This is a genomic window from Flavobacterium sp. ASV13 (assembly GCF_000745775.1).
Lineage (GTDB): Bacteria > Bacteroidota > Bacteroidia > Flavobacteriales > Flavobacteriaceae > Flavobacterium.
In genome coordinates this window covers 583,082-609,398 of the sequence record NZ_JQJY01000002.1, presented here as the reverse complement: position 1 = coordinate 609,398, position 26,317 = coordinate 583,082, and the positions used below count along the sequence as shown (strand labels likewise).

General features: G+C 33.5%; 24 protein-coding genes. 10 read left to right on the top strand and 14 right to left on the bottom strand.

What is annotated here, in order from left to right:
• Positions 1-139 precede the first annotated feature (139 nt).
• The 5 genes from GQ47_RS06350 to hflX all read left to right on the top strand — a co-directional run bounded on the left by GQ47_RS06350 (position 140) and on the right by hflX (position 8,099).
• Complete coding sequence (locus tag GQ47_RS06350; RefSeq protein ID WP_081909321.1) at positions 140-1,357, top strand: MFS transporter; 1,218 nt, start codon at positions 140-142, stop codon at positions 1,355-1,357.
• A gap of 201 nt (positions 1,358-1,558) precedes the next feature.
• The gene (locus tag GQ47_RS06345; RefSeq protein ID WP_035646347.1) at positions 1,559-4,375 is read left to right on the top strand and encodes a peptidase associated domain and porin domain-containing protein; all 2,817 of its coding nucleotides are present in this window, start codon (positions 1,559-1,561) and stop codon (positions 4,373-4,375) included.
• Positions 4,376-4,393: 18 nt separating this feature from the next.
• A complete protein-coding gene (locus GQ47_RS06340; RefSeq protein WP_035646344.1) occupies positions 4,394-5,734 on the top strand; it encodes a DUF5689 domain-containing protein in 1,341 nt (446 codons plus the stop codon).
• Positions 5,735-5,852: 118 nt separating this feature from the next.
• Complete coding sequence (locus GQ47_RS06335) at positions 5,853-6,719, top strand: hypothetical protein (RefSeq protein WP_035646343.1); 867 nt, start codon at positions 5,853-5,855, stop codon at positions 6,717-6,719.
• 150 nt (positions 6,720-6,869) lie between these two features.
• Entirely contained in the window at positions 6,870-8,099 is a 1,230-nt protein-coding gene (hflX, locus tag GQ47_RS06330) for a GTPase HflX (RefSeq protein WP_035646341.1), read from the top strand.
• Between the two features lie 179 nt (positions 8,100-8,278).
• On the opposite strand, the gene GQ47_RS06325 is transcribed toward hflX, so the two are convergent.
• The 6 genes from GQ47_RS06325 to GQ47_RS06300 all read right to left on the bottom strand — a co-directional run bounded on the left by GQ47_RS06325 (position 8,279) and on the right by GQ47_RS06300 (position 12,433).
• On the bottom strand, positions 8,279-9,229 hold the full coding sequence (locus tag GQ47_RS06325; protein ID WP_035646340.1) for a DUF3078 domain-containing protein: 951 nt from the start codon (positions 9,227-9,229) through the stop codon (positions 8,279-8,281).
• 79 nt (positions 9,230-9,308) lie between these two features.
• Positions 9,309-9,818, bottom strand: coding sequence for a DUF2480 family protein (locus GQ47_RS06320; protein ID WP_035646338.1), 510 nt, complete (start codon positions 9,816-9,818; stop codon positions 9,309-9,311).
• Between the two features lie 79 nt (positions 9,819-9,897).
• The gene (locus tag GQ47_RS06315; protein ID WP_017494560.1) at positions 9,898-10,221 is read right to left on the bottom strand and encodes an SUF system Fe-S cluster assembly protein; all 324 of its coding nucleotides are present in this window, start codon (positions 10,219-10,221) and stop codon (positions 9,898-9,900) included.
• A gap of 132 nt (positions 10,222-10,353) precedes the next feature.
• On the bottom strand, positions 10,354-10,779 hold the full coding sequence (locus GQ47_RS06310; protein WP_035646333.1) for a SufE family protein: 426 nt from the start codon (positions 10,777-10,779) through the stop codon (positions 10,354-10,356).
• A gap of 2 nt (positions 10,780-10,781) precedes the next feature.
• On the bottom strand, positions 10,782-11,207 hold the full coding sequence (locus tag GQ47_RS06305) for a protein kinase family protein (protein ID WP_035646330.1): 426 nt from the start codon (positions 11,205-11,207) through the stop codon (positions 10,782-10,784).
• Between the two features lie 11 nt (positions 11,208-11,218).
• Positions 11,219-12,433, bottom strand: a complete 1,215-nt coding sequence (locus GQ47_RS06300) for an aminotransferase class V-fold PLP-dependent enzyme (protein WP_035646328.1) — start codon at positions 12,431-12,433, stop codon at positions 11,219-11,221.
• 222 nt (positions 12,434-12,655) lie between these two features.
• Here GQ47_RS06300 and GQ47_RS06295 point away from each other — a divergent pair, with 222 nt between their 5' ends.
• Complete coding sequence (locus GQ47_RS06295; protein ID WP_035646327.1) at positions 12,656-14,005, top strand: serine hydrolase domain-containing protein; 1,350 nt, start codon at positions 12,656-12,658, stop codon at positions 14,003-14,005.
• 106 nt (positions 14,006-14,111) lie between these two features.
• Here GQ47_RS06295 and sufD read toward each other — a convergent pair whose 3' ends face one another.
• The 6 genes from sufD to GQ47_RS06265 all read right to left on the bottom strand — a co-directional run bounded on the left by sufD (position 14,112) and on the right by GQ47_RS06265 (position 19,068).
• Positions 14,112-15,428: a Fe-S cluster assembly protein SufD gene (gene sufD, locus GQ47_RS06290; protein ID WP_035646324.1), complete on the bottom strand. Its 1,317-nt coding sequence runs from the start codon at positions 15,426-15,428 to the stop codon at positions 14,112-14,114.
• A 47-nt stretch (positions 15,429-15,475) separates the two neighbouring features.
• Positions 15,476-15,865 (bottom strand): four helix bundle protein, encoded by a 390-nt coding sequence (locus GQ47_RS06285; protein ID WP_035646323.1) that lies wholly within the window; start codon positions 15,863-15,865, stop codon positions 15,476-15,478.
• Between the two features lie 85 nt (positions 15,866-15,950).
• Positions 15,951-16,697: a Fe-S cluster assembly ATPase SufC gene (sufC, locus tag GQ47_RS06280; protein WP_008466070.1), complete on the bottom strand. Its 747-nt coding sequence runs from the start codon at positions 16,695-16,697 to the stop codon at positions 15,951-15,953.
• Positions 16,698-16,708: 11 nt separating this feature from the next.
• The gene (locus tag GQ47_RS06275) at positions 16,709-17,197 is read right to left on the bottom strand and encodes a flavodoxin family protein (RefSeq protein WP_035646320.1); all 489 of its coding nucleotides are present in this window, start codon (positions 17,195-17,197) and stop codon (positions 16,709-16,711) included.
• A gap of 7 nt (positions 17,198-17,204) precedes the next feature.
• Positions 17,205-18,653, bottom strand: a complete 1,449-nt coding sequence (gene sufB / locus GQ47_RS06270) for a Fe-S cluster assembly protein SufB (RefSeq protein ID WP_035646319.1) — start codon at positions 18,651-18,653, stop codon at positions 17,205-17,207.
• An 85-nt stretch (positions 18,654-18,738) separates the two neighbouring features.
• Entirely contained in the window at positions 18,739-19,068 is a 330-nt protein-coding gene (locus GQ47_RS06265; protein WP_026727150.1) for a HesB/IscA family protein, read from the bottom strand.
• 363 nt (positions 19,069-19,431) lie between these two features.
• Between GQ47_RS06265 and GQ47_RS06260 the strand changes: the two genes are divergently transcribed.
• From GQ47_RS06260 to GQ47_RS06245, 4 genes are all read left to right on the top strand, one after another.
• Positions 19,432-20,352 (top strand): hypothetical protein, encoded by a 921-nt coding sequence (locus tag GQ47_RS06260; protein WP_035646317.1) that lies wholly within the window; start codon positions 19,432-19,434, stop codon positions 20,350-20,352.
• Positions 20,353-20,434: 82 nt separating this feature from the next.
• Positions 20,435-21,292 carry an MBL fold metallo-hydrolase gene (locus tag GQ47_RS06255; protein WP_035646314.1) on the top strand — a complete coding sequence of 286 codons (858 nt, stop codon included), beginning with the start codon at positions 20,435-20,437 and terminating at the stop codon, positions 21,290-21,292.
• 288 nt (positions 21,293-21,580) lie between these two features.
• A complete protein-coding gene (locus GQ47_RS06250; protein ID WP_035646311.1) occupies positions 21,581-22,735 on the top strand; it encodes a hypothetical protein in 1,155 nt (384 codons plus the stop codon).
• A gap of 6 nt (positions 22,736-22,741) precedes the next feature.
• The gene (locus GQ47_RS06245) at positions 22,742-24,385 is read left to right on the top strand and encodes a hypothetical protein (protein WP_035646309.1); all 1,644 of its coding nucleotides are present in this window, start codon (positions 22,742-22,744) and stop codon (positions 24,383-24,385) included.
• A 69-nt stretch (positions 24,386-24,454) separates the two neighbouring features.
• Here the strand turns inward: GQ47_RS06245 and GQ47_RS06240 are convergent, their stop codons facing one another.
• Complete coding sequence (locus tag GQ47_RS06240; protein WP_035646307.1) at positions 24,455-25,474, bottom strand: DUF481 domain-containing protein; 1,020 nt, start codon at positions 25,472-25,474, stop codon at positions 24,455-24,457.
• A 145-nt stretch (positions 25,475-25,619) separates the two neighbouring features.
• Positions 25,620-26,315, bottom strand: a complete 696-nt coding sequence (locus tag GQ47_RS06235) for a fibronectin type III domain-containing protein (RefSeq protein ID WP_035646304.1) — start codon at positions 26,313-26,315, stop codon at positions 25,620-25,622.
• Positions 26,316-26,317: the final 2 nt, after the last annotated feature.

Below are 26,317 nucleotides of genomic sequence, written 5' to 3'. Positions count from 1 at the left end.
CTATGTTTCTATGTGTTAAAATTAATTTGGTTTGCCAATTTATAAACAATAACGTTGTAAATAAAGGAACATTTTTCATCATAAAAGAAATACGCAGCTTTTTTGTACTTTTATAGTATAATCCCAAAATGCATCGATTTTGATAAATTTCAATCCACTAGAACTTTTTCAGACAAAAGGAAAAATCAAGAAAGTTTTTAGAGAAGCAAAAGCTTCTTATTTAAACCGAATTCGTTTTGCAGTTGGAATGTTTTATTTCGGAATGGGATTAAGTTTTGCAACTTGGGCAAGCCGAATTCCAGATATTAAAACCGCTTTGAATTTAACCGAAGGTGATTTGGGTTCGATACTTTTTGCCCTGCCAATGGGACAATTAATCATTATGCCTTTTTCAGGAAAAATGGTCACTAAATTTGGAAGCCACCGCGTTTTAATTTTCTCTTTAATAATGTATGTGTTGTGTTTGGTCAATTTAGGCCTTTCAACCACGGCACTACAATTATCATTAGGATTATTTTTGTTTGGTTTATTTGGAAATTTAGCCAATATCGCCGTAAATACTCAAGGCGTTTATACCGAAGTACTTTTCAGAAAAACAATCATGTCATCGTTTCACGGAATGTGGAGTTTTGCTGGTTTTACAGGAGCTTTGGTTGGTTTAGGAATGCTAGCTTTAAATTTATCTCCTTTGCATCATTTTTTAATTGTTGCCGGAATAGTGTTGGTTATGATTGCTTTTAATTTTAAATTTTTGGTCAAAGCCAAAGAAAAAATCAAACACAAAGGCGAAAAGAAAAAATTATTTACAAAACCAGACAGCGTTTTAATTTGGCTTGGTGTCATTGGATTTTGTAGTATGGCTAGTGAAGGCGTAATGTTCGACTGGAGTGGTGTTTATTTTAAAGATATTGTAAAAGCCCCAGGACCTTTGGTGATTTTAGGATATACTTCATTCATGATTATGATGGCGAGCGGAAGATTTTTAGGCGATGGCCTAATCAATAAATTTGGACGCGAACGTGTCATGCAGATTAGCGGTGTCATGATCTCGGGCGGACTTTTTACTGCGGTTTTTTTACCTTATTTAATTCCTTGTACCATTGCTTTTATGGCAGTTGGTTTAGGCGTTGCAACTATTGTTCCTACGGTTTATAGTATGGCAGGAAAAAACCCGACTGTTCCGCCAGGTGAAGCTTTAACTATTGTTTCAAGTGTTAGTTTTCTTGGCTTTTTGATGGGACCTCCCGTTATTGGTCACATTGCTCAGAATTTTGGACTTCAATTCTCTTTTGCCTTTATCGGTATTTTTGGCGTGCTAATCGCTTTTATGGTTTCTAAAATCAGAACTTCAGCTTAAGTTTTTCTAAAAAAATTGATGAGTAAAGAGCTTTTTTACAGCATTTCTATTATTTATTTAAAATTTGTAAGAATTTTATTTTACTTTTGAATTTTAAAACCTCTGCCAATACGGCTAAATTCTCTTTTCCAAAAACCAATTTTATCTTTTGAATAAGGATTGCGATCCTGAAATTATTTTCAAAAATAAATTGGAATTTTAATGGTTAAAAAATACTTCGTGTTATTTACTTTACTGGTTTTTAATTTTGCTTTTGCGCAAGAAACAGTTTTTAGAGGAATTGTTGTTGATGCCAAAACGCAAAATCCGCTTGCGAATGTTGTCGTTAGTATTCAAAATACGGCAATAACAAAACTTACTTCAAAGACGGGTCAATTTGAATTGCATTCAGATATACAAGGAGAACAATTGCTTTTAATTCGCAGTCAAGGATGCAAAGATTTGCTTCTGAAAATTCACTCAAAATTTGGGCAAATTGTATATCTCGGTATGCTTCAATTGGAAGATTTGTATTCAGATGAAACTCCAGCTGCATTAATCACTTTATTAGATACTGATTTGTCTGATGACAGTAGTTCTTCAGATATGACATCTGGACTTTTGCAGTCTTCAAAAGATGCTTTTATGCAAGCTTCTGCTTTTAATTGGGGTCAGGCCCGATTCAAGGTTCGCGGTTTAGACAGTGAAAACGGAACCATGATGCTCAACGGAATGACAATGAATAAGATTTATGATGGAAGACCACAATGGAACAATTGGGGAGGTTTGAATAATGTACTCCGAAATCAGGAATTTTCAGTTGGTGCCGCGGTTTCAAGTTATACTTTTGGAGGCGTTTTAGGAACGCAGCAAATTGCGACACGAGCTTCTTTGTATCGAAAGGGAACACAGCTCACTTTTTCAGGTAGCAATACAACTTATTTGTGGCGCGCTATAGGAACTTATGCTTCAGGAATGGACGCTTCTGGATGGGCTTATGTAATATCAGCCGGAAAAAGATGGGCAGAAGAAGGTTATTTTGACGGAACAAATTTTAACGCAGATTCCTTTTTTATTAGTGTTGAGAAAAAACTAAACAACAAACATTCACTCAATTTTACGGGATTTTATACGCCGAATTCTCGAGGGAAAAATTCACCAAATACGAATGAGACAACAAACTTAATGGGTGAAAAATACAATTCGTATTGGGGATTTCAAAATGACGAAAAACGGAATGCAAGGGTAAAAAACATCGAAGAACCACTGTTCATGTTGAATCATTATTTTAAAATTGATGAAAAAACGAATCTGAATTCAGGTATAATGTATCAGTTTGGAAAAGTTGGAAACAGCAATATTGATTATCAAAATGCGAATAGCCCAGATCCAGTTTATTACCGAAAAATGCCAAGTTATTTTAGTTCGCTTTATACAAAAGATCATGGCGAATTTTCAGGAGAGTTTACTCCCGATTATGAAAATGCTGAAAAAAGCAAAACGGTATTTCTGGCAAATCCTCAAATTGACTGGAACGCAATGTATTTGGCAAATCAGAAACCAACTGAAAATGGTCACGAACCTGCTCAAAGTCATTATGTGCTTTATGAAGACCGGACAGATGATAAAACTTTTGCAGTAAATTCGACTGTAAATACTCAGATAAATTCAAACCTTTATTTTGACGGAGGCCTTGTTTACCGAAATTTAAAATCACATAATTTTCAGTATTTACTGGACCTTCTTGGCGGTGAATACTTTTTAGATATTGATCCTTTTTATAAAGGGAATTTGTCGCAATCTGATTTGCAGCATCCAGATCGCTTGGTCAAAGAAGGAGATGTTTATGGTTACAATTATAATCTTTTGGCTAATAGTTTAGATGCTTTTACGCAGTTTAAATTTTCTTATAATAAAACGGAATTTTATCTAGGTCAATCTTATTCGGTGTCCAATTATCAGCGGGAAGGATTATATCAAAATGGGATTTATTCCAAAAATTCTTTAGGAAAAAGTGATAGAGTAAATTTTGAGAATTTTGGTTTTAAAGCTGGTTTTACGTATAAAATTTCAGGTAAACAATGGCTTTTTTTCAATGGTGAACATCTTACCAGAGCGCCATCTCTAAGAAATACATTTTCAAATTCACGCTTAAATAATTCGGTTGTAGATGGAATTGAAAGTGAAAATATAAGCAGTGCCGAAGCAAATTATGTATATCGTTCGCCAAAACTTAAAATGCGTTTTACCGTTTATTATACAGCAATAAAAAACACTTCAAAAACTTCTTTTTTTTATGCGGAAGGAGTTTTTGAAAATGGTGGCGGTCATGATGCAACTGATGGATTTGTCAGCCAGACTTTAACAAAATTAGACAAGAAAAATACAGGAACAGAACTAAGTTTTGAATACCAAATATCACCAACGTTAAAAACCATTTTTGCAGCTTCCTACGGTAATTTTATTTACAGCAGCAATCCAAATGTTGTTATTACAAATGATGCTAATGCTGAAAAAAACGGTGCGCAGACTATTTTTGATTTTGGCTCCGCTTATCTTAAAAATTACAAGCAGGCAGGAACGTCTCAACAGGCATATTCCTTTGGATTAGAATATCGCGATCCCAAGTTTTGGTGGCTCAGTGCTAATATAAATTACTTGACGGACAATTATATTGATGTTTCACCAATCTCTAGAACATCTCAATTTTATATTAATCCAGTGAGCGGATTTCCTTATCCCGAAGCTACTTCTGAACGAGGTAATGAATTGCTAAAGCAAGAAAAATTTAATCCAATTACATTGCTTAATATCAGTGGAGGCAAGTCCTGGCGCATTCACAAAAAGTATGTTGGCCTTTTTGCCAGTGTTAATAATGTATTGAATTTAATGTACAAAACAGGCGGTTTTGAACAGGCTCGAAATGCTAATTTCAGATCGTTGAATCAAGATATTTCGAGCGGGACACCTTCATTTGGCTCAAAATATTATTACGGCTACGGCCGAACTTATTTCTTAAATCTTACAATCGGTTTATAAACTGAAAATTTATTTCTTATGAAAAAAATAGTTCTATTTTCAACTTTATCATTGGTTTTTATTAGCTGCAGTACTGAAATTGAAACTCCAAAATTAGAGTGTACACAACCTGATTTTACGGTAAATAAAACAGTCGAAAAAGTATATGAACTTTCAAGTCCAACGGCCAGACAATATACATATGATGATATTATAGAAGCCTATGTCGTTTCAAGTGATGAAGAAGGAAATTTTTTTAAAACCATTTCGTTTCAAACAAAATCTGCTGGAAAAAATAAGGCAATTGGATTTAGTGTTCCGCTCGATGCTTCAAATTCGTACATCGATTATAGAGTAGGAAATAAGGTTTACGTAAAACTTAAAAATCAATTTACAGATTTGTATTATGGCGGGTTACGAGTTGGAAGTTTGTATGTGAGTGGTTCGGGCGATCCTACGATTGGGAGAATTTCGCAAAATGAATTTAAAAATGTTTTGAATGCATCATGCGCAACAATCGATGAAAATGAATTAGTAGAATCGATTTCTATTGAAGAAGCTTTGAACGATTCGAAATTAAATACTTTGATTGAACTTAATAATGTTGAATTTACAGAAGAAGCTTTAGGACGCCATTATTTTGAAGAAACCAATAATGTGGGCGGTTCAACGAATTGGAATTTAAGAGATAATACAGGAAATCAGATTATTTTTAGAACCAGCGGTTATGCAAAATTTGCTGATCATTCTGTTTCGGAAGGAAGTGGTAAAGTTCGTGGAATTTTGACAAAGTTTGGATCAGATTATCAATTTATGGTTCGGTTTGAAAGTGATATCAAAATGAACGGAAAAAGAAATACTCCATTTTTTGCAGAAGATTTTCAGTCGGTTAAAAACAATGTCAATTTTGTGCTTCCGGGTTGGAGTAACATTGTCGAAAAAGCGGCAAAACTATGGAAAAGCATGGTGTATTCAGGAAACGGATATGCCGAATTTAATACCACAAGTACAACTGCTGCTGAAAATATTGCCTGGCTGATTTCTCCAAAAATTAATTTAACAGGTTATAAAAATCCGGTATTGTCTTTTAGAAGCGCACAGCACGATTTAAAGACAGATTCGCTTTTGAATACACTAGAAGTTTATGTTTCGTCAAACTTTGACGGTTCTAATATTACTAAAGCAAAATGGACAAAATTAGAAGCAAAAATACCTTCACTTGCCACACCTGCCCGACAATTTATAAGTTCAGGCGGAATTGATTTGTCAGCTTACTCAGGAAATATCAATATTGCATTTAGATATGTTGGATCTGGAAAAGACAAGACTCTCAATGGTGCCTTTATGGTTGATGACGTGAAGATTTTTGGCGAAAAGTAGGTAATTATTTTTTTTGATTTTTAAGAAAAAAACTAATGGTAATTGTTTTTGAGATTTAAACTATTAGAATTTGTCAGAATTTTGTATTTTGGTCATCCCAAATTAATACAAGAACAAAATGAAAACCTACTTTATCGCCATCTTGATGATGGTATTCCCATGTTTGATGCACAGCCAGGATCAGGCCGATGCCGTTAAATTAAAGCAGATCAACATTGTAAAGACAAATTACCAAAACTCAAAAGATGGTGAAATTGTAAACAAAACGGTTGTTTTTAAAGACGGAAAAATTCAGACTATTACAACTTCGGATGTTGTTCAGCACTTCTCTTACAACAAAAATGGTTTGTTGGATATGACGGTAAAAGATAAAGTTGGAAGCGACTGGAAAGAGGTCGTGAATTATACTTATGATGCAGACAACAACATTATCAAATTTGTAAAAAAATATCAGGAAGGACCTGATTATATTACAAAAGTTGTCACTTTTTTTTATGAAGGAGCACGAGTAAAAGTAACGACTAAAAAAAGTACGAATCACCAAAATTTAGTTGAAGATATTGAATACATCGTAGAAAACGGAATCATTGTAAGACGTACTTCGCGCGATAGAAACAAACAGATTATTGGCAAAATCGAATATGTGTATGTAAATGATAATGTCTCAAAACACAAAGGTTTGGTTGGAGATAAAATCTCGAAATCATTTACTTATGATGATAAAAAATCGGTCGATCAAATAATTGTTCAAAGCCTTTTCGGTGATAATTACAGGATAATTGTACCAATGATTTCGTATCATGAAGAAGAATTTGCATTTGAATCGATTTCATACAATAATGAAATGAATTTCAGTCCGTCATCAACTGCATTAGTTGCTGTAAGCAGAAAATATAAATACAACAAACTGAATTTTCCAATTTCATGTTCTCAGATTGAAGAAAACGGAATCGTAAAAACAGAAAAAACGTTTATTTACGAATAAACAGTTTCAGATAAAATTTGGATACCATTTATAAATTAGGTTTTATTGCCTGATTTATAAATGGTTTATTTTTTTAATTAGAATTTAAAATTGAAATTCTATAATTGTAAGTAGTGTACAAATGATTAAATTTGTAGCTTATTTTAAGATATGTTAGAGAAAGAAGTTATAAATTTTGAGAGAACAGCCATTGTTGGTATTATTACTCAAAATCAAAGTGAGGAAAAACTTAACGAATATTTAGACGAATTAGAGTTTTTGACTTTTACCGCAGGTGGTGAAGTTATAAAACGCTTTTCGCAAAAAATGGAACGCCCGAATCCGAAGACTTTTGTGGGTACGGGAAAAATAGACGAAATCAATCTTTTTGTAAAAGAAAACGGAATATCGACGGTTATTTTTGATGATGAGTTGACTCCATCTCAGCAAAAAAATATCTCAAGAATTATTGATGCCAAAATTCTGGACAGGACAAACTTGATCTTGGATATTTTTGCCCAAAGAGCCGAAACATCATATGCAAGAACTCAGGTTGAACTTGCACAATGTATCTATTTATTACCAAGACTTTCGGGCTTATGGACACACCTTGAGCGTCAAAAAGGAGGTATTGGTATGCGTGGACCTGGTGAAACGGAGATTGAAACGGACAGACGTATCGTTCGTGACCGAATTTCGCTTTTGAAAGATAAAATCAAAACGATAGATAAACAAATGAGTATTCAGCGAAGCAATCGCGGAGCAATGGTTCGTGTGGCATTGGTTGGTTATACAAACGTTGGGAAATCGACTTTGATGAATGCAGTTGGTAAAAGTGAAGTTTTTGTTGAGAATAAATTGTTTGCTACTTTAGATACAACAGTTCGAAAAGTGGTAATTAAAAATTTGCCATTTTTGCTTTCGGATACTGTTGGATTTATTAGAAAATTGCCAACACAATTAGTAGATTCTTTTAAAAGTACATTGGATGAGGTTCGCGAAGCCGATTTATTATTGCATGTTGTAGATATTTCGCATCCGGATTTTGAAGATCATATTGAATCTGTAAATCAGATTTTGCAGGACATTAAAGCGCATGAAAAACCGGTTATTATGGTTTTTAATAAAATTGATGCCTACAAACATTTGACAATAGAGGAAGATGATTTGATTACAGAGAAAACCAGAAAACACTGGACACTCGATGAATGGAAGCAAACCTGGATGAGTAATGTTGGTCATGATAAAACATTGTTTATTTCGGCAACACAAAAACAAAATTTTGAGGAATTTAGAGAAATGGTTTATGAAGCTGTTCGTCAAATTCATATCACGAGATTTCCTTATAATAAGTTCTTGTATCCGGATTATAAGGATGCAATTGAAAAAGAAGAGGAATAAAATAGAAACGGCTTTTGATACATTCAAAAGCCGTTTTTTTAATGTTTAAAAGAAGCCAATTGTTTGAATCTAGCCCCGATGGAGGCGGTATCCTTGCTGGCCCGATAGGGCAACAGCGAGATATAGCCGAGAGCGGGAAACCATGTTTGTTAAAATGCCTTTTGCGATGCTCCTAACAATTAAAATCCGAAATTGATTCCTAAACCAAAAACTTCTCTGGTTTGTAAGCCTTGAAAAGCATTATCGTCATAAATGGCCTGGAAGGAAAAATTGGCTGATAAAAATTTGTTGACTTTCATGATAATATTCAGCGAATAATTGATGTCGACGTTTTGTGGATCTTCCAGATAGTTGGAATAAAGATTCAAGGTGTTTTCGGCTGTTACGTTGGTCATAATGGCCAGTTTATAATAAACTGAAGCGTAAAAACCCAACTCATATCGCATACTTTTACCTTCATCAACACCAAAATAAGAGCCGTCAACATAAGGCAGACCTGTGAATCTATCGATTCCGGTTGTATAAGCATTGTCTACAAAAGTGAATTTTGAAGTCAGTGGTGCGAAATTTATTTTAAGATTATCATCTTTTGTCCAATAAATTCCGGGACCAGTAGTAAGGTATCCAGGAGACATGAATTTGGTTTGTTCTGTCCTGATTTGTTTTCCGTTGACGTCCTGACCGTAAATGTAACCGGTTGAAAATTGTGTTCTAAAATTCAGGAAGTAAGAGTAGTACCATTGCCCAAAAGCTTTTTTTCCGACAATGGAATTGAATTCTAAGCGGTCATCTGTTTTTTTTGTAAAGTCGTCATTTTTAGTTTGTAGAAGACCGTATGATGCTAAAACTTTATTGTCCCAAGTTAGATCGTCCTTTTTGTAATTGAAATCGTAGTTGATTCCTAAAGTTCCTGAAAAGCTGTCCTCTCCACCGGCAATCCAGTTGTTAAAACTCGACTGATTTAATAAAAGTGAGACAGTTCCTTTTGTTTTCCAGCCTTCTCCTTCGATGGTATCGTTAATTTTTTTTACTGCTTTTTCAGTGTTCTGAATTAACTCTTTTTCTGAATTTTGGGCTTGTACAAATGTGAAGTTTACTAAAACGAAAAGTAATAGGGTTAGCTTTTTCATGGTTTTTAGTTTAGAAGTGTATAAACAAATATACTAAAAACCGATAAAAGCTTAAGTGTTAATTGATTGTAAAAGCAGGTTATTTCTTAGATTCTTTGTATAAAGGTACTGCAGAGCAAGCTTCCCCATACATAATGCTTCTTGCAAATGGCTGCAAATAGGTTGTAGCTAAAATATACGCACGCATTGGAACGGGTTTTTTGGAACAGCCTTTTACAATTACGGGTTTATTTTTGTAAGCAGAATAATCTATGTTTTTTAAGATTTCTTCGTATAAACTTGAGTCTAAATCCTCAATGGTTCCGTTAACTACTTTTTTGGCAAAAGGAGCCAAATGAACACTCACTAATATTAAAGCCCAAGCAGGAACAATAGCGTCTGTACTACAATGTACAGCGACATATTGATCTTGGTATTGTGACCAGTCGTGATTTTTAAGATGTTCTCTAAAGTCTTTTTCTTTCAATAGGAATCCTTCCAAAAGCCATTGCGAAATGTCAATTTGCACACGCATTCCTTTTGGATAATAATCCTCTAAATCAAAAACTTCTAAAGCACTATTGGCAACTTTATTGATGATTTCTTCCATGTGAAAAATGGTTTCAAGTTTAAAGTTTCAGGTTCCACGTTATGCAAAACTTGAAACTTTAAACCTGAAACAAATATTTTTAAAGCATTCCTAATTCTAATTTTGCTTCTTCGCTCATTAAATCTTTGCTCCAAGGTGGATCGAAAGTGATTTCAACGTCAACATCTTTGATGTTTTCGATCGTTTTTACTTTTTCTTCTACCTCTCTTGGTAAACTCTCAGCTACTGGGCAGTTTGGAGATGTTAATGTCATTAAGATTTTTACTTCGTAATCTGTGTTTACCATTACATCGTAAATTAATCCTAATTCGTAAATATCTACAGGAATCTCAGGATCGTAAATTCCTTTTAAAACTTTTACGATTGATTCTCCTAATTCGTTTGTGTCTATTTCTTGTTCCATTTTTGTTTTTTGTTTTTACCATTAAGATATTAAGAAAATTAAGTTTTGCAGTACGCTTAATCCTCTTCTAACTACCAAGAAAATTAAGCTTAGTACTTTATGAACCTTAATGCCTTAATGGTTTAAAATTTTTTAATTTTTGTTTTTTGCATCAAAAGCTAAAGCATACATTTTGATGTTTTTTATCATTGAAACCAAACCGTTGGCACGTGTTGCTGATAAATGTTCTTTTAATCCGATTTCGTCAATAAATTCAGTATCAGCATTTATAATATCTGAAGCTTTTTGATTGGAGAAAGCACGAATTAAAATCGCTATTATTCCTTTTGTCAAAATAGCATCGCTATCAGCAGTAAAAACAATTTTATCATCGTTTTGTTCACCTTGCAACCAAACTTTCGACTGGCAACCTTTAATTAAATTTTCGTCGACTTTGTATTCTTCTTTAATTAACGGAAGACTTTTTCCTAGTTCGATGATGTATTCGTAACGTTGCATCCAATCGTCGAACATTGAAAATTCGTCTATTATTTCGTCTTGTATTTCTTTTATTGTCATAATTATTCTTTAGCAAAATCAACCAGCAAATTTACCAGTTTTTCTATTTCCTTTGGAGGAAACCCATTATCGAAACCTTTTGTTTCGTAGGTTTTTTGATTTTGAGTTATTTTTAAATTTCCTATTGCTGCACCGTCATAAAAACGTTTTTCGGTTGGAGCTTTTAAATTTGGAATATTATCTAAATTCACTTTCGAAAATTCAGTTACAATTTGTTTCCATTTTGCATCATCAATTTTCTTTTCAACAGGTTCAGCATTTCTTCCGTTTGTGACTGTTGCCGTTTTATTTTGAACAATTATCTTTTTAAAAACTCCTCTGGAAACTGCTGAATATTCAATTTGAGTAGCATTCATATCTGCTTTTTTTTGGCTCGAACAGCTTGTTCCAATGAAGATTGTTAAGAGCAATAAAGATAATATTCTCATAAAAGTGTTTTTTAGCTTAACATTGTCTGCGCTTTCTTAACGGCATCAACCATCGCATCGATTTCTTCTTTTGTATTGTAGAAAGAGAATGAAGCTCTAATAGTTCCCGGAATACAGAAGAAATTCATAATTGGCTGAGCACAATGATGTCCGGTTCTTACTGCAATTCCTAATTTGTCGATAATCGAACCAATGTCATAAGGATGAATTCCATCAATATTAAACGAAACTACCGATGCTTTATTTTTAGTGTTTCCGTAAATTCGGATACCTTCAATTTCGTTAAGACGTTTTGTGGCGTATTCTAACAATTCATTTTCATATTCATGAATTTTATCAAAACCGATCTCGTTTAAATAATCAATTGCAGTTCCTAAAACAATTCCGCCAGCGATATTTGGTGTTCCGGCTTCAAATTTATGAGGAAGATCAGCATAAGTTGTTTTTTCGAAAGTCACCTCTTTGATCATTTCGCCTCCGCCTTGATAAGGAGGAAGTTTGTTCAGCCATTCTTCTTTTCCGTATAAAATTCCGGTTCCAGTTGGACCACACATTTTATGTCCTGAAAAAGCATAAAAATCACAATCTAATTCTTGAACATTTGGTTTTAAATGCGGAACCGCCTGCGCACCGTCAATCAAAACTGCAGCACCTACAGCGTGTGCTTTATCAATAATATATTTAATTGGATTGATTACACCCAATGCATTTGAAATATGATTTACAGTAACAATTTTCGTTTTATCTGAAAGCAGTTTGTCAAATTCCTCAATGATTAATTCTCCATTGTCATTGATTGGAATAACTTTTAAAACAGTCCCCGTTTTTTCGCATAACATCTGCCAAGGCACAATGTTACTATGATGTTCCAAAGAAGAAACAACCACTTCATCACCAGGTTTTAAAATAGAAGCAAATCCGTTTGCAACTAAGTTAATTCCGTGCGTTGTTCCTGAAGTAAAAAGAACTTCATGCGCATGTTTTGCGTTGATATGGTCTTTTACTTTTCCGCGAGCAATCTCGTAAGCATCAGTTGCTAACTGGCTTAAAGTGTGAACGCCACGGTGAATATTGGCGTTGATTTCCTGATAATATTTTACTTCAGCATCAATCACGATTTGTGGTTTTTGCGAAGTGGCTCCGTTGTCGAAATATACTAAAGGTTTCCCGTTTACTTTTTGCGAAAGTATCGGAAAATCAGCTCTTATTTTTTGAATATCTAGCATGTCTTATTTAGAAAATAATCTATTTACAAAAGTACTAAAACTAAATTTGTTTCCACGGCAATTCTATAATTTCCTTTTATGATGCCATTGTCATATGGCGTAAATGCTGAATCCTTAAAAATTGATAAGGTTTTCTGCGGTATCCGAATTGTATTTGTAATTTGAGTTCTAAAATCGTGAACATAAATTATTTATATTGCATTAAAAATATCTAACATCATTATGAAAAAATTTCTAAAAGTACTTGTACTTGCTTTGGTTCTTGCTTTTTTGTATTTCGGATTTACAACGTATCCGAAATTGGATTTGATTTCCGGTTTTTCTGCTAAAAGCGTTGCATCCGGACATTTTATGGATCATCGCTCTTTAGATTTAATTCAGAAAACAGATAATGATATTCATTTATTGGATCTCGCAACAAATACAATTGATGATGTGGGAAAATTTGCAACATCGGCAGTTTATGGTTTGAAAGAAAGAAAAGCTATTTACAGAGATGGTTTGGGTGCTTTATTAATTAATGATGATTATGATATTTCAAAACCCTATTTGCTTCCAAAAAGAACAAAATTGGTTAATAATCTTCCTTTTCCTTACGGGAATAACGAACCAAAAGATACTGCTTTCGCAAATGTCGATTACACAAAATTGAAAAAAGCAATTGACGATTCATTCGATAAAAATGGCGGGAAAGCGAAACGCACACGTGCCGTTGTAGTTTTATATAAAGACAAATTAATCGGCGAAAAATACGATACAGGTTTCAATAAAGACAGCAAAATTTTAGGCTGGTCGATGACAAAAAGTATTACCAGTTCTGCTTTTGGGGTTTTGGCTAAACAAGGAAAAATTGATATTTACAAACCAGCGCCAATCAAAGAATGGCAAAATGATGAACGTAAAAATATTACGGTTAACGATTTGCTTCATATGAATTCTGGTTTAGAATGGGAAGAAAATTACAGTACAATCTGCGATGCAACACAAATGCTTTTCCAATCTGAAGATATGGGAAAAGTGCAAATGGATAAACCAGCGAAGTTTAAACCGAATACACATTGGTATTATTCATCAGGAACAACCAATTTATTATCCCGAATTTTAAGAGGCCAGTTTAAAACACAACAAGAATATCTTGATTTCTGGTACAGCGCCGTAATCGACAAAATCGGAATGAACTCGATGATTGTGGAACAAGATATGTCTGGAACTTTCGTTGGTTCATCTTACGGATGGGCAACGCCAAGAGACTGGTCAAAATTCGGATTATTATATCTCCACAAAGGAAACTGGAACGGTGAGCAAATTTTGGATGAAAGCTGGGTAAAATACACAGCAACTCCAACGAATACTTCTGAAGGAAAATATGGAGCTCAATTTTGGCTAAACGCCGGAGGGAAATTCCCAGATGTTCCTAAAGATATGTTTTATTGCAGTGGATATCAAGGGCAAATGGTGGCGATTATTCCGTCTTTGGATATGGTTATCGTAAGAATGGGAGTGAAGGAAGAAAAACCTGGATTTGATTTTAATGGGTTTTTGAAAGGGATAATTTCTTCAGTAAAAAAATAAAATTTAACCGCAAAGACGCTAAGTAAAAAGCGCAAAGTTCGCAAAGTTTAAAACTAAACCTTGCGAACTTTGCGTAAATCTTTGCGAACCTTGCGGTTAAACAATACTACAAATCAAATCCTAAATTCACGCCTAACTTCATGGCGATGATTTTAGTAATTCTTTGTTTTAATTCTGGTATTTTGATGCTTTCGATTACGGCATTTGAGAATGCGTACATCAATAAAGCTTTAGCTTCTTTTTGTGGAATACCACGAGATTGCATATAGAACATTGCAGTTTCGTCAAGCTGTCCAACTGTACAACCGTGAGAACATTTTACGTCGTCCGCAAAAATCTCTAATTGTGGTTTTGCGTTGATAGTCGCTTTATCACTCAATAAAATATTATTGCTTTTTTGGAAAGCATTTGTTTTTTGAGCTTCTTTTTCTACCAAAACTTTTCCGTTGAAAACTCCTGTTGAACGATCAGAGAAGATTCCTTTATAATCCTGGAAACTTTCGCAATTTGGCGTTGCGTGGTTTACCAAAGTATAATGATCAACGTGTTGTTTGTCGTTTAAGATCGAAATTCCGTTTAACGTACTTGTCAATCTTTCACCAAAGTGATAGAAGTTTAAGTTGTTACGAGTTAAATTTCCACCAAAAGAGAAAGTATGAACATAAGCATGACTTTCCTGTTGTTGCGAAACGAAAGTGTTGTCAATTAAATTGGCTTCACTATTGTCGTTTTGAATTTTGTAATAGTCAACAATTGCACGTTTTTGGGCAAAAATCTCGGTAACCGAATTGGTTAAAACCGGGTTTTCATTCAAACTTTGGTGACGCTCGATAATTTGAACATGTGAATTTTCACCAACAATAACCAAATTTCTTGGTTGAACCATTAAAGCCGATTCGTTTCCTGTTGAGAAATACATAATCTCAATTGGTTTATCAGCTACTTTTTTCTTTGGGATATTGATAAAAGCACCTTCAATTGCAAAAGCCGTATTCAATGAAGTCAAGCTGTCATCTTTACTTGCGATTTGGTTGAAATACGTATCAATAACCATTTTATATTTTGGTTTGGTCAATGCCGATGACATCAAACAAACATCGATTCCGTCATGCGTTGTAGAAGACAAATGCGAACTGAAAACGCCATCTATAAATACTAATTTGTAAGTATCAATTTCGTGTAAAAAGTACTTTTTTACCTGATTGAATTCGATTGCATTTTCCTGTTTTGGAAAAACCGTAAAGTCATTTTTTAAGATGGCATTTAGCGATGTATATTTCCAAGCTTCTTCTTTTTTGGTTGGGAAACCTTTATTTTCGAAGTTTTTTAAAGCATTTGTGCGTATGTCATGTAAATCTGAATGTACATCGACACGCTCTTCAAAAGCCATAAAAGACGATACTAATTTTTCTTTTAAATCCATTGTTCTTTTGTTTCCTTCGGTGTTTCAGGTTTCAAGTTTCAGGTTACCTATTGAAACTTATTCCCCTTGAAATCTTTTTTATTTAGGTAAGTGATAAAGTTTTTTATTTTACCGCTTAAATTTTCATAATCCTTTTTTAAAGCTTCGAATTTTTGTTCCGAAATATATTCAAAATCAAAAACGCGATATAATTGAGATCTTGTTTCTCCGGCTGAACCTTTTGCGATAGATAAAAATTGTCGAAATTCTAAATTTCCATCTCTTTCAAATCCCTCAGCAATGTTATCCATCACTGAACCCGAAGAATCTTTTATTTGATTTTTAAATCTGAGATCTGATCTTAACTCTGTTTGAACTGCAATAAGATGAATTTCCTTTGCTAATCGTCGAGCCTCTTTCCAGATTTCTAAATCCTCAAATCGAGTTATTGTTGCCATAATTTCTATTTTAATAATTTTAAGTTTAAACCTACAAAATGTAATTTAACTTGAAACTAAAAAAACATGAAACCTGAAACAAATTTTAGTTTTCTGCTTTGATCCAGTCGTATCCTTTTTCTTCCAGTTCGTAAGCCAATTCTTTTCCTCCAGATTTTACAATTCTTCCGTTGTAAAGAACGTGAACGAAATCCGGAACGATATAATCTAACAAACGTTGGTAGTGTGTGATAACAATAATAGCGTTTTTATCGCTTTTTAATTTGTTTACACCATTAGCCACAATTCTTAATGCGTCGATATCAAGACCAGAATCGGTTTCGTCAAGGATAGCTAATTTTGGCTCCAACATTGCCATTTGGAAGATTTCGTTTCTTTTTTTCTCTCCTCCGGAAAAACCTTCATTTAAAGAACGAGATAAAAATTTACGATCAATTTCTAATAATTCAGATTTCTCACGAATAACTTTCAACATTTCGTTAGCCGGCATTTCTTCCTGACCGTTTGCTTTACGCGTTTCGTTGATAGCCGTTTTCATAAAGTTAGTTACGCTAACTCCAGGAATTTCTACCGGATATTGAAACGAAAGGAAAACCCCTTTGTGCGCTCTTTCTTCAGGAGCTAAATCAGCAAGATCTTCTCCGTCAAGAATAACTTCTCCGTCTGTAACTTCATAGTTTTCGTTTCCTGCAATAACTGCAGAAAGTGTACTTTTTCCAGAACCGTTTGGTCCCATGATAGCGTGAACTTCTCCAGCTTTAACTTCTATATTAATTCCTTTCAGGATTTCTTTATCACCAATCGCGGCGTGAAGGTTTTTTATTGATAACATTGTTTTTTATTTTATATAAATGTCAATTCTATTTTTGTTTGTTGGTTTAGGATGTTGGCGTTAAAATGCGCGTGTCCTAAATATTCCATGCCTAAATAATCGGCTGATTTTTGAAACGGGATGTAAAAACTATCTTCGATTTCATTATCGTGTGAGTTTGTAATCACTCCAATTTTCTTTCCTCTTAGTTTTCTTCCGGTTTCTTTTTCAATTCGGATTAAATCTGAAATCCTGTCGAAAAAGACCTTCATAATTCCGCTCATATTGTACCAATAAACCGGCGTTGCAAAAAGTAAAGTGTCGTATTCTTCCAGTATTCTTCTTATTAAGGGAAGAAAATCATCGTCTATATTTTTGCTTTCGTAATCGTAATACGAAATATTGTAATCACTTAAATTCACCACATCAATGTGATGCTCCTTAGAAATTTCATCCACAATTTTTGTTGTGTTTCCATTTTTTCGGGAAGAACCTAAAATGATGACTTTTTTATTTTCCATCTTCAAATTACCCTACAGAACCTTCTAAAGAAATCTCTAATAATTTTTGAGCTTCAACCGCAAATTCCATCGGAAGTTTGTTCAATACATCTTTACTGAAACCATTTACAATTAAGGCAATCGCTTTTTCAGTCGGGATACCTCTTTGGTTGCAATAGAAAACCTGATCTTCTCCAATTTTACTTGTCGTTGCTTCGTGCTCAATTTTAGCTGATGGATTTTTACTTTCGATATATGGGAAAGTATGCGCACCACAATTGTTACCCATTAACAATGAATCACATTGCGAAAAGTTTCTTGCATTCTCCGCTCTTGGCGAAATTTGTACTAAACCACGGTAACTATTTTGTGATTTTCCAGCCGAAATACCTTTAGAAATAATAGTCGATTTAGTATTTTTTCCTAAATGGATCATTTTAGTTCCGGTATCAGCTTGTTGGTAATTATTAGTAACGGCGATAGAATAAAATTCTCCTACCGAATTATCTCCTTTTAATACACAAGAAGGATATTTCCAGGTTACAGCAGAACCTGTTTCAACTTGTGTCCAAGAAATCTTAGCGTTAGTTTCGCATAAACCTCTTTTTGTAACGAAGTTGTAAACTCCACCTTTTCCTTCTTTGTTTCCAGGGAACCAGTTTTGAACTGTAGAATATTTGATTTCAGCATCATCCAACGCGATTAATTCAACCACAGCAGCGTGTAATTGATTTTCGTCACGGCTTGGAGCAGTACATCCTTCAAGGTAAGAAACGTAACTTCCTTCATCTGCAATAACTAGAGTTCTTTCGAATTGTCCAGTTCCTGCCTGATTGATTCTGAAATAAGTTGAAAGTTCCATTGGGCATTTAACGCCTTTTGGAATATAACAGAAACTTCCGTCAGAGAAAACCGCTGAGTTTAATGCTGCGTAGAAGTTGTCTTTTTGAGGTACAACAGTTCCTAAATATTTTTTTACTAATTCAGGATGTTCTTTAATAGCTTCAGAAATTGGACAGAAAATAATTCCTTTTTCGGCCAAAGTTTTTTTGAAAGTTGTTGCAACAGAAACAGAATCGACAACAATATCCATAGCGACATTGTTCATCATTTTTTGTTCGTCAACAGAAATCCCCAATTTTTTGTACATCTCTAATAATTCCGGATCAACATCATCCAAAGTTTTGTTAGGATCTACTTGTTTTGGAGCTGAATAATAAGAAATCGCCTGAAAGTCTGGTTTTTCGTAACGAACATTTGCCCATTCTGGCTCGATCATTTCTTTCCAGGCACGGAAAGCCTCGATGCGCCATTCGGTCATCCATTCAGGTTCTTCTTTTTTAAGAGAAATAGCTCTCACGATGTCTTCGTTTAAGCCAATAGGAAACGTCTCAGATTCTATATTGGTATAAAATCCGTATTCGTATTCTTTAGTTTCGAGTTCGATTTTTAAATCGTCTTCTGTGTATTTGCTCATTATTTTGTTATTGTCTAAGTAGTTTTGAAGTCTAAAGTTTGAAGTCAATTAAGTCTTTAATGACTTTACGACTTTCGGCTTTTGACTAAAGAGAAAATGATTCTCCGCATCCGCAAGTTCTGCTGGCATTTGGGTTGTTAAAAACAAATCCTTTTCCGTTTAATCCGCCTGAAAATTCAAGAATTGTTCCGGCTAAATACAAAAATGATTTTTTTTCAACTGCAATTTGTATATCGTTATCTACGAATATCTTATCATCATCGCCTTTGGTTTTGTCAAATTTCAAATCGTATGACAATCCAGAGCATCCGCCACTTTTCACTCCCACACGTACGTAGTCATGTGCGGCGTCAAAACCATCATCGGTCATCAAATCGATGATTTTCTTTTTGGCTGTATCAGAAACTTTTATCATTGTGTTTATGGTTTTTAATTTTCTTTTATTGTTAGAAATGTTTAAAAAAGTAATCAAATTATTACAATTTAAACAGCTGTCTATCAATGTTCAAATGAAATTGTCTGCAAAGATACGACTTAAAAACCTTTTTCCATAACGGTTCACATTATTATAACAAATGTTAAAATAGATAGAAGTTATTTTGTGTTCAAAAATTCTTTTAAAAACGCCAAATTCTTAAGTAAATAAAAAGAAACTTACAAAAACATAGTTTGTATGTTTCTAAATTATTAATTGTTGTATTAAAGCGTTAAAATACCGTATTTTTACCTGTGCTTAGTTTTAAATTTTTGGTACTTTTGCAGAAAATTATGAGTTATCATGAAGAAAAACCACAAAGATAGCTGGATTAAAGCCCTTTTTGCAATAATTTTTATTTTTGGAATAGGTGCGACGTATTTAATCTTTAGCAACGAACCAAATGATATCATAGAAAAGCCTTCTGTCACTACATTAGAGATTACGGGAGCAAGCTCAGAAACACTCGACCAGGAAAATATATTGGATTCTTTGAATAATTTGAAACTGGCTTATGATGTTGCCATTTTTGAAAAAACGGCACTTTCTGAAGAATTGGAGCTCCAAAAAAAGAATATTGAGAATTTGATGGAAATCATAAAAGCTTCTAAAAATCCTTCAGTTGAACAGATTAAAATTTACCGTAAACAACTATCGGATCTAAAAATTTCATTGGATCTAAAAGTTGCGGAAATTAAAAAACTGAAATCTCAAAATAAAAATCTGCTTACTGAAATTGAAAGTCAGAATGTAGTAATGTACAAGCAAAAAGCAGAAAATGATACGCTGATTTTAAAACAAAAAAAGTTGGAATCTACCTTAAAAGATGCTTCAAGACTTTCGTTGGGTAATTTTAAAGTCACTGCTTTTAATGAAAAAAGTTCGGGAAAAGAACAGGAAACTACTAAAGCAAAAAACACAGATAAGCTTAAAATTAGTTTTTCTGTTAACGGAAATTCTGTTGCAAAAACAGGAAAAAGAGTTTACTATATTCAGGTTTTAGATCAAAAAAATACTGTTTTAGGCGAAAATAAATTAATCGAATTTGGAAATGATAAAGCCTTGGTTTATAGTTTTTTAGTTGGTGTTGATTACCAAGGAAAAATGGCCAATGTTTATGGTGTTTTGAATAATGATTTAGCCAAGTTTAAAAAAGGAACTTATTTTGTCAATTTCTTCGACAAACAAGAAATAATGGGTAGTTCTTCGATTACTTTAGAATAGTTCTTCAAAAAGTTTTACAACGAATTTTTAGTTTAAAGCAGCAGGATTTGCTAGCTTTGTTTGCTTACTAGAAATTATTTTTATGAAACTTTATCCAATCGAATCTGGAAATTTTAAGTTAGACGGAGGTGCCATGTTTGGCGTTGTTCCTAAAACAATCTGGAACAAAACCAATCCTGCTGATCCTAATAATCTGATTGATATTGCAGCGCGTTGTTTGCTTATTGAAGACGGAAATCGCCTGATTTTGATTGATACCGGAATGGGCGACAAGCAATCAGAGAAGTTTTTTGGATATTACTCGCTTTGGGGTTCACATTCCATAGATAAATCACTTGCAAAATACGGTTTTCACCGAGATGATATTACCGATGTTTTTATGACGCATCTGCATTTTGATCATTGCGGCGGAAGCGTTCAATGGAATTCTGATAAAACGGGATATGAACCGGCTTTTAAAAATGCAAAATTCTGGACAAATGAAAATCATTGGGAATGGGCCACAAAACCAAATGCTCGTGAAAAAGCCTCTTTTTTGGCAGAAAATATTTTGCCGATGCAGGAAAGCGGAAAATTGAATTTTGTTGAAAGACCGGAAAGTGATTTTTGTTTTTCAAAAGAATTGGGTTTTGATATTTTTTACGTTGACGGACATACCGAAAAACAAATGATTCCGCATATAAAATATCAAGATAAAACAATTGTCTTTTGTGCCGATTTATTGGCGACAGCCGGACATATTCCGCTTCCGTATGTAATGGGATATGACACAAGGCCATTACTTACGATGCCTGAAAAAGCCAAATTGTTAAATGCAGCTGCTGATCAAAATTATTATTTATTCTTAGAGCACGATGCTCATAACCAAATTATAACGGTTGAACACACTGAAAAAGGAGTTCGACTAAAAGAAGTATTTACTTGCGAAGATATTCTTTAGGCTTTTTATAAAAAAATAAAAACTCCTGCTTTTTGAACAGAAAGAGCAGGAGTTTTTCTATTATTTTTAATTAAGAAAAGTCTGTAGTCATATAACTACATAGTAAGTTATTTTTGGTTAATTTCATTGTGTGTTTTGGTTGAGGTAAATTCTTACAACCGTCATTGTGCCAAAGTTTTAGAATGTGTGAAATTTAACACAATCTTCTTCAATTGATAGTCATATAAAGTTGTTTTTTAGAAATATTATAAATAGGTTTGTGCATCAAAATTTATTAATACTTAACCTATGAAAAAAGCAATACTTTTCGTTTTGTTCATGTCTTTTTTTGGTGTAAAAGCACAAAAAGTAGATTTGGATCGTTTTTATTTTAATGTGAATTATCAAATCCTTCCAAAAGAAGGAGTTCCTTATGAAAAAAGAACTTATTCTTCAACAGTAAAATGTGGAGGGGCGATACAATCTTACGTTGATCCGGCTACTCTTAATGATAAAATTCATATCGCTGGCTGGAAAAAAGTAGAAAGTGGCGGTACTGTACAAATTGAACTTAACCTAGAAGATTTTGTTGAAAAAGGAGCTACTCCAGGAGTAAGAACTGAGGAGAAAAAAGACAAAGATGGTAAAGTAATCAGCAGAAAAGATTACCATTTTGTTACAGCAAAATATGCAACAAGAGGTTATGCTAAGGTAAAAGGTCCAGTTACTCCAGTAGTTGTAGCTGCAAAACCAGTTGAGCAGGCAAAACCAGCAGAAGCGCCACCAACAACAAACAGGTTTTTGAAAAATGCAGTAATCAAAAAAGATACAACTTCTGCATCAGCAGTTGCGGCAGCAACAGAAGGTTTTAATTTAAGCTTCAATGGAGAATTGGAATATAAATCTTCAGAATATGATAATTCATCAGCTGCATTAAAAGATTTTTATATCAATAAAGGCGCTATTCGTGATCAAATGCTGAGAAGTTTTTCAGATAATTCATTGAGCACTTTCAGTTATAATGTTAATTCAACTTATGGATATAGAGCTAAAAGCGACAATGAAATTCTTTGGATTTTGGATGCTAAAAGTGATGAAGGAAAAACACAAATTGAAGCAATTCAGGCTGTAAAAGCTTTATTTGCGACTATGAAAGCTGATGAGCCAATAGATGATTTGAAATCTAATATGCAACCTTTAATTGAGTATTTTGATTCATTGAAAACAAAATATACTGAGGACAATAAACCATCTCGAAAAATGAGATATTCAGCTTACTTTAATTTAGCTGTTATTTACTTAATGTTAGATCAGCCAGAAAAAGCTATTACTGAATCTGAAAAATTAATCGAGAATGATTATGACAAAAGTGATGGAAAAGCAATAATTGAAAAAGCGAATAAATTAATTGCAAGTTTTAAAGCTGCAAAAACAAATACTACGCATAATCCAGTTCTTAAATAAAATACTATGAAAAAAATTACACAAGTTGTTTTGTTGTTAATGCTTACAGGTATCAATCAAATTGTTAGTGGTCAATCTACTGGCTGGTTTGGTAAAGCTACTATAAGTAACCCATTAAATTTAAGAGGTCCTGTACCTCCAACAAATCCTGAATACGGAAATTACAAATCATATGAAATGATTTTGAATCTTGCGCCAGGTTTGGAAAGTAGTATGAATAACAAAAAAGCGCCTTACTCTTCAGAGAAGTTTTATGAAGCTTTTTCGATTTCAGGTTTGAAAAAACAAAAAGAAGGTGAGTTTAAAGTAAAATACAATTTGACTCGTTTTGAACTTGTAAACGATGAAGAATATGTACAGACTTACTACCAAAAAGCACCAGCTTATTATATTGGATTAGAGTCTAATTTGGAAATTACAGATAAAGCTGGAAAAGTAATCTATAAAAGATATACAACTCCTAAAGTTTGCATGTATGTTACAAACCCGACAGAGACTTATGAAAATTTGACGTATAAAATCTTGACTGACAATTTCTACAGCATGATTGAGGAATTTGAAGGTTTCTATTTGTACGGACCAAAAATCACAAAAATGAGGTATTCTGATATTGAGAAAAAGAAAAAATCAAAATCAACATTCAATATAGATGAATACAATCAATCGCTTCAAGTAATGCCAACATTAGTTGATGTAGACAGAGAAAATTGGGCAGATTTGTTTGGAGAAGCTCAAAAATTCTGGAAAGACCTTGTGAATTTTCAAGATAAAGATGATGAAGATTTAGCAAAACAAATTAGATTCAGTGCTAACTACAACTTGGCAGCTACCTATATCCTTTTAGGAAATGTTGAAGAAGCTTCAAAATATCTACCTGGAATAAAAGAAAATGAAAAAAGCTTTTTGGGTATGAGAAATGATTATCCATACATGTCAACTTTAGTTGAGGATATTGAAAAATACAAAAAACTTACTGAAAAGACATTTACTATCGAGGCAATTCCTCAAGAGCCAGTTTTGGCATCATACAAAAAAGCGCCAACAGCATTTAGATATGCAGAATTTCCAGGTGAAGTTTTAGATACAGATTCTAAAGTTTGGAAAGGTAAAGTTAGAATTATCAGTGATTATCCAGAGTTGGTAGATTTGAGAACAGAACAAACAGTATCTGGATTGAGATCGATGATGGACGGTATTGGTTCTGAAAAAAGTAGTGTTTATATCTATGTTGAAGGACAGAAAAAACCAGAAAGAACTAACTTGAAAAAAGTAGTTAACATCAAGGATGAAGAAGGAAGAATGTACATTGTAGGTAAAACAGGAAGAGGAGTTTCTTTGGTTTCATTTGACATGAACAAGCAAGAAACAAGCTCAAAAAGATATTCAATGTTTGAAGAAGTTAAAAAAGGAGGAAAAGTTTCTTTATATCATGAGTTCTTCCCACAAGATGCTTATGTTTTGAAAAAACATGTTCAGGAAGAATTTTTTATTCCGCCAGTTTTCTTAGGAAGAAGAAAAGCATTAAAAGAATATTTCTCTGATTGTCCAAAAATGATCGAGAACATCGAAAAAGGAGTTTACGATCACGAAAACAAAGAGACTTACATCAAAATGTTTGACGATTATACTGCATTGTGCGGTAACTCATAATTTACTTTTTAATTACAATTGAAGAAAGAGCTGTCAGTTTTTGACAGCTCTTTTTTTTGTACTTAAGTTTTAGTTTAATTTCCATCCAAAGGTGGTCTGGAAAACATAATCATCTTTTGATGCTCCTGGTTTTGGTTTATTGTCGTAGTTATAAACAAACGAAAGTTTGATGAAAAAGTCCAATGGTAGGTCGTATTTCGTGTCTAAAGAAAAATCGGTACGAACCCTTTTGCTTTCGGTAATACTTGGAAAAACAGTTGCTTTTGTCTGAATACTGAAATCACCAATATCGTACAGATTAAAATCGGTTCCAATGAAAAGCTCCAAACTTTTATTTGGTTCGCTTGTATCTTTAAATTTTTCGTGGTTAAAGGATAATCCAGAGGCAACTCCCCAATATTTTTTATTGCTGTGTATAAGAAATTTTCCATATCCTGCTTTAGATATGACACGCAAATCGATATCCTGTTCGGTATTAGATAAAGTAGTAATCGATAATGGAATGAAATAATCTTTCGGGAGCAAATGAACATAGCTTAGTTCAGAATCAATTCTTCGAATTGGGTCGCTGTCATCTTGAATCGATTGCAGATGTTTGTACATTGCCGTGCCGTACCATCTTTTTGACGTGTAGCCTAAGTTTACGTTTGCCGTTAATTGCTGTAAGTTTTGCGCTTTAGTTAATTTTATTCCGACATCAAAACTAGCATCAAGTCTGTCCCAGAAACTTTCGTCAACGGGTTTTATATATACAATATCGGCAAGGTCGATTATGGATTTAGTCTGCGTTTCGACATTTGTAATTTCGCATTTATAAGGAGCATTGGTTTTTGTAATTTTTCCATTTAAGAGAACTCCATTGGTCAAATTGATAATATGAATTCTTTCTGAGCCAATGCTTTTTACATGTTTCCATTCCAGTTTAAAATCATCTTTGCTATAATCGGTTTCAATTTGAACAACGCCTTTGTTCATTATTTTTATTTCGCCAACAAGAATGTCATTGTTTTTCAATACTAATGTATCAGAGGTCTGCGCACTGGCTTTGAAGAAAAATAAAAGAAAAAATAAAAGTATGATTTTCTTCATATTGATTTTTATTTCTTTGGTTGTCAGCTTGTAAGACTAAAGTTAGAAATAAAAATGCAATGTGATGCGCTATTATAAAAAAATCCCATTTTCAACTGAATGAAAACGGGATCTTTTAGGTTAATTAAATTGTGGTTAAAAAATGTTAATTGGCTTTAAATTTCCAGACTTGACCAATAGTTTCGCCTCCTTTATTGTCTTTTACAACAACTTTCCAGAAATATTGTTTTCCAGATTCAATTGTGGTATCAAATGTTTTTTCTGATTTGTTTTCAGCAATTTTAGCTGTTGGCGGATTTACAGTTCCAAAGTAAACATCATAAGTTAAAGCATCTGCGGTATCAACGTCAGAAGCATTCCATTTTAAAGAAACAGTTCCTGCATTTAAAGCCGAATTTAAAACTGGAGCAACCAATTCTGGAGCAAATGGCAAATGATTTACAACCGCATCTCCAGCAGTATAAAATTTAAAAACTGACGAATAAGTACTAGCAAGCCCTTTTCCATCAGTCGCTTTTATTCTCCAATAATAAGCAGTGTTTTTGCTTAAAACAAAAGAAACCATGTTGTCAGCGCCATCAAAAGTTTTTTCAATTTGCGAGAAAGCATTGTCTTTTGCCACCTGGATTTGATACGTTATTACGTCATTTTCCGTATCTGTTGCTCTGTTCCATTGAAAAGAAACAGTATTGTCTAGACATAATTTATTATCAACTGGACCAACTAATGTTGGAACAGATGGAGCTGTGTTTGTTATTGGTGGTGTAACCGGATCATCAGAACCACCTCCGCAAGAAATAAAAACTAAGCTGATAATTGAGAGATATATAAAATTCTTCATCT